We start from the raw sequence: 5124 nt of genomic DNA on the forward strand, positions 1-5124 counted from the left end.
AGCTGCGAACTTCCTGGCTTAGGAAACTGATTTACCGCCTTTGAGCTATATCGGTGAACAAAAAGTAACTGATATCGTCTAAGCTGCGTTACAAGCTCCAGAGCCATGAGTGTTTTTTGCTTATGGGAAATTGGGTGGAACCACGGGTAAACGCACTCGTCCCTTGCATAGGGATGTGTGCGTTTTTTTATTATTAAAAAGGGGTGTTTATGTGATGGGTGAAAAAATGATTAAAGTACAATTCCCGGATGGGCGGCAAAAGGAGTATCCGCAAGGGATCACAGTGGAAAGTGTGGCAAGCTCAATCAGCTCAAGTTTAAGGAAAAAGGCAGTAGTTGGAAAACTGGATAAGCAACTGGTTGATCTAAGTCACAAGCTTAATAAGGATGGCGAACTGTCGATCTTGACTCTCGATTCGGATGAAGGATTACAAGTATTACGGCATACAGTGGCGCATGTTTTGGCACAGGCTGTAAAAAGATTATACAAAAATGTGGAATTAGGGATGGGACCAGTCATGGAAGACGGTTTTTACTATGACTTTAAGTTAGACCATCCTTTGAGCTCAGAAGATCTGCAAGCCATTGAAAAAGAGATGGAACATATCATAAGTGAAAATCTGGAGATTAAAAGGATCGAAGTGTCATATGAAGAAGCTGTGAAGTTATTCGAGGGCAGAGGGGAGTCATTCAAGTTGGATATAGCCAAGAACATCCCCAATGGTGAAAAATTAACGCTCTATCAACAGGGGGAATTCATCGATCTTTGCAGAGGGCCGCACCTTCCATCCACATCATTTGTAAGATCATTCAGATTGACTCGTGTATCTGGTGCCTATTGGCGGGGAGACAATCAAAATGAAGTTCTCCAAAGGGTGTATGGCGTGGCTTTTCGAAAGAACAAGGATTTACAGGATCATTTTAAATTCGTGGAAGAAGCGGTCAAACGCGATCACCGTAAATTAGGGAAGCAGTTGGAGTTATTCATGTTTTCGGAGGAAGCCCCTGGAATGCCATTTTATTTACCGAAAGGACAAATCGTTAGAAATGAATTGGAGAATTTCTCGCGGGAGCTTCAGACTGAAGCTGATTACGACGAAGTTCGGACTCCTTTCATGATGAACCAGCGGTTATGGGAACAATCGGGCCACTGGGATCATTATCACGAGAATATGTACTTCACTGAGGTGGATCAAACAAAATTCGCGATGAAGCCAATGAACTGTCCGGGTCATATGCTTATATTTAAAAACAGTCTTTATTCTTACAGGGATTTACCCATCCGGATGGCCGAATTCGGTCAAGTCCACCGGCATGAATATAGCGGTGCATTGAACGGGATGCTGCGTGTCCGTACATTTTGTCAGGATGATGCCCACATCTATGTACGGCAGGATCAAATCGAAAGTGAAATTAAACAAGTGTTTCATCTGATCGATAAGGTGTATCGCACTTTTGGATTCGAGTATTCCGTGGAGCTCTCGACTCGTCCGGAGGATTCAATGGGCGATGAATCCCTTTGGGAAGCTTCTGAAACAGCCCTGAAAAATGTTCTGGAAAGCATCGGGATACAATATCAAGTAAATGAAGGGGACGGGGCATTTTATGGACCGAAAATTGATTTTCATATTAAAGATGCATTAAAACGAAGCCACCAATGTGCAACAATCCAACTTGATTTTCAAATGCCCGACAAATTTGATCTGACTTACATCGATGAAAATAATGAAAAAGTCCGTCCGGTCGTCATTCATCGTGCCATCTTTGGATCGATCGATCGATTTTTTGGAATCCTCATAGAACATTTTGGCGGTGCTTTCCCAGTATGGCTCGCCCCGGTGCAAGTACAGATCATCCCTGTCTCACAAGTTCATCTGGATTATTGTTTTCAGGTTCAAAAAGCACTGAAGAATCAAGGCATAAGAGTGAAAATCGATGATCGGAATGAAAAGCTGGGGTATAAAGTCAGGGAAGCACAGATGGGGAAAATCCCATATATGCTGGTCCTCGGAGATAAAGAAGAAAAAGAAAATGAAGTAAATGTCCGGAAATACGGGGAACAAGAAGTTGAAAATGTCGAGATAGAAACATTCATCAAGAAAATGGTCCAGCAAATAAAAGAACGCAGCATCTAACAAGAAAGCAGCTTAAATTGGAACTCACTAGTAAAAGGCCGGAATTCACGAGTAAAAGCGAGAAACTCACGAGTAAAGAGCAATTCACGAGTAAAAGCGAGAAAATCACGAGTAAAAGGCCGGAATTCACGAGTAAAAGCGAGAAACTCACGAGTAAAAGGCCGGAACTCACGAGTAAAGAGCAATTCACGAGTAAAAGCGAGCAATTCACGAGTAAAAGCGAGAAACTCACGAGTAAAGCGCAATTCACGAGTAAAAGCGAGAAACTCACGAGTAAAAGCCTGAAACTCACGAGTAAATGGAATAAAAAAATGACAGCCGAATAAATCGGCTGTTTCTTTTTATCTACAAATCCATACCCAGCCAACACCCGGAATGAACTGCTGAAAACAGTTACCCCCCGGGCCGCCTTGTCCACCGCCTTGACCGCACCCTGTCCGCTGCCATCGGCAGGGCAGGTTAATCCTAGGTATTGTAATCCAACTATATCTGTATGATGTACCTCATTTGGTATGCCATCTTCGAGTATCTGTACCATTCCAGTTAGTATTATTTATCCCCATTAAAATAAAGGTGTGCTGGGTGTTACCCCAAAAACCTCTGAAGCAATGACCTTGCCGGCCTGCGTTTAAATGGCTCTAAATAGTGGCTACTGGAACCAGTGTTTGTACTGGCAGCCTGTCATCATAATAAGGCAAATTAGCAAAAGAATTATCGTAATAATATGGAGCAGTATAATATGGAACTTTATAAGGGTAATAGCCGTAATTATACATTCAAGAAATCCTCCCTTTGTGTTTACCCTTACAGGCTATGAACAATGAGGGTTAAGTGTCCGACATGGACAAAGAAGGATAATAAAATAGGCGACTTATTTTATATGAAAATTTATTCAAATTCACGAGTTAATGCTCGACTTCTTATGTAAATAAAACCTTGGCTGCCTGGATGGCAAAGTATAGGCCGATCCCTATAAGGGATATCCCCGAAATGATCGAGATGCCCATTAGAATGGGTTTGGATAAAAAGCGTCTGAAGGTGCTGGCGATGATGGCCATTATGAAATCCCAGGTTAAGAGGCCGATAAGGATTCCTGAGCTGTACAAAAGTAAATCATCCATATCATATTTGGAAGCGGAGTTTGCGAGAATGGATCCGTAAATCCCCAGCCAAAACAATATGGATAAGGGATTCGAAAGGGACATGATGAATCCTGTCAGGAATGAAGAAAAAAGGGAATCTTTCGCTTTTCGTGCATTCACTTCAATCTTGCCTGCACTTAGCAGACTTTCGATTCCGGTATAGGTCAGGACGAAAAATCCAAAAAGCCATAAAAATGTCTTCATGAAGGAGTTGTCCAAAAAGTGGACGACACCGAAAAAGACGAGGGCTATAAAAACAAAATCCGCTAAAATGGCACCCCAGCCAAATACCCAGGCATGCCAAAAACCCTTCTTGATTCCTTTGTCCAATTGAGCAGCGTTTATGGGACCGATAGGAGCCGCCAGTGATAAACCTAATAATACAAAGCTGAAAAAAACACCCAATTCATCACCTCATCGTTTATACATCTTCGCTTATTTGAATGTATTCAAACATTTGGACTTGTACCACCTTTTTAGTCCTATTTTTTAAGTTTAGTCCGCCTTGTCTGACCTGGTATTTTTGTAACAACACAGAAAACTCCTTCATAATGTAATTTAGTCAAATGGAAAACGCCTATTTTAGTGCATGCGCTATTCAAAGCGGAATTGGAGGAGAATTATGCCTGAATTATCAATGCCGAATAAATATAAAACAATTCTTGATATCATGCATACTGATATTGCAATAAATGAAATGAAGGATCATTTTGAAGAAGGACTTTCAAATGCGTTAAACCTTATTAAAGTATCAGCCCCTTTCGTTTTACATGAAGGTAATGGTATCAATGACAATTTAAATGGTGTGGAGCGGATTCTTACCTTTGATGCTCTGGATATTAAGAATAAACATATAGAAGTGGTTCAATCTTTGGCAAAGTGGAAAAGAATCACTCTTTCAAGGTATGGTTTGGCTTGTGATGAAGGCATTTACACAAATATGAATGCAATAAGACGTGATGAAAAACTGGATAATTTACACTCGTTATTTGTGGATCAATGGGACTGGGAGAAAGTCATAACGAAAGAACAACGTAACATGGATACATTAATATCCGAAGTGAAAAAAATATATAGTGCCATTAAATCGACCGAACGTTATATGTTTGAATTCCATCATCTGCTTACGCCTGTGTTACCTGAGGACATTCACTTCATTACGACCCAGGAGTTGGAGGATTTATACCCGGATCTTACTCCGAAGGAAAGAGAGAACGTGACAGCGAAGAAATATGGTGCAATTTTCATTATGAAAATTGGCGGAGCGTTACATTCGGGAGAAAAGCATGATGGACGTTCACCGGATTATGATGATTGGGATCTAAATGGAGATATCGTTTTATGGAACCCACTCTTGGAATGTGCTTTTGAGGTTTCTTCAATGGGCATTCGAGTAGATGAAAAGTCATTGTTAAAACAATTAAGATTATCCAAAAACGAAAATCGTAAGGTACTCAATTATCATAAGGCCGTATTGGAAGGAAAGCTTCCGTATTCAATAGGCGGGGGAATAGGGCAATCCAGATTATGCATGTTTTTGTTGAAGAAAGCACATATTGGCGAGGTTCAAGTTTCGGTATGGAATGACCAAATAATAGAGGAATGTGAAAAAAGGAATATTATTCTTTTATAAAGACGAAAGCGGGAAACCCATTTTTAAACAGAATGGTTAGACTGTAGGCAAAAGGAGTTCTATTCAAATTTTTAAACATAGTTGATTGGAGCGGGTGTGCAACGTTCCAATCAACGTCCAAATTTGTACAAGCAAAAAAAGATAGACCATTCTTAAACAGAATGGTCAGTTTGTAGACAAAAGGGGTTCGGAATTAAAAAATTCTGAACCCCTTT

The 5124-nt window shown here is 40.6% G+C and carries 4 protein-coding genes; 3 read left to right on the plus strand and 1 reads right to left on the minus strand.

The window, feature by feature from the left end:
- Positions 1-226 precede the first annotated feature (226 nt).
- Positions 227-2134, plus strand: a complete 1908-nt coding sequence (gene thrS / locus ADA55_RS26225) for a threonine--tRNA ligase (RefSeq protein ID WP_375792919.1) — start codon at positions 227-229, stop codon at positions 2132-2134.
- Between the two features lie 17 nt (positions 2135-2151).
- Complete coding sequence (locus tag ADA55_RS26230) at positions 2152-2460, plus strand: hypothetical protein (RefSeq protein WP_048689400.1); 309 nt, start codon at positions 2152-2154, stop codon at positions 2458-2460.
- Between the two features lie 594 nt (positions 2461-3054).
- Here the strand turns inward: ADA55_RS26230 and ADA55_RS26235 are convergent.
- Complete coding sequence (locus ADA55_RS26235) at positions 3055-3681, minus strand: LysE family transporter (protein ID WP_048689402.1); 627 nt, start codon at positions 3679-3681, stop codon at positions 3055-3057.
- Between the two features lie 217 nt (positions 3682-3898).
- On the opposite strand from ADA55_RS26235, the gene asnA reads away from it, so the two are divergent.
- Positions 3899-4909: an aspartate--ammonia ligase gene (gene asnA, locus ADA55_RS26240; protein WP_048689405.1), complete on the plus strand. Its 1011-nt coding sequence runs from the start codon at positions 3899-3901 to the stop codon at positions 4907-4909.
- Positions 4910-5124: the final 215 nt, after the last annotated feature.

The organism is Bacillus sp. 220_BSPC (assembly GCF_001054655.1).
Classification (GTDB): Bacteria; Bacillota; Bacilli; order Bacillales; family DSM-1321; genus Peribacillus; species Peribacillus frigoritolerans.

Bases quoted from the DNA above. Each gene is read 5' to 3' on its own strand.
- thrS (WP_375792919.1), top strand. From the start codon at position 227: ATGATTAAAGTACAATTCCCGGATGGGCGGCAAAAGGAGTATCCGCAA.
- asnA (WP_048689405.1), top strand. From the start codon at position 3,899: ATGCCTGAATTATCAATGCCGAATAAATATAAAACAATTCTTGATATC.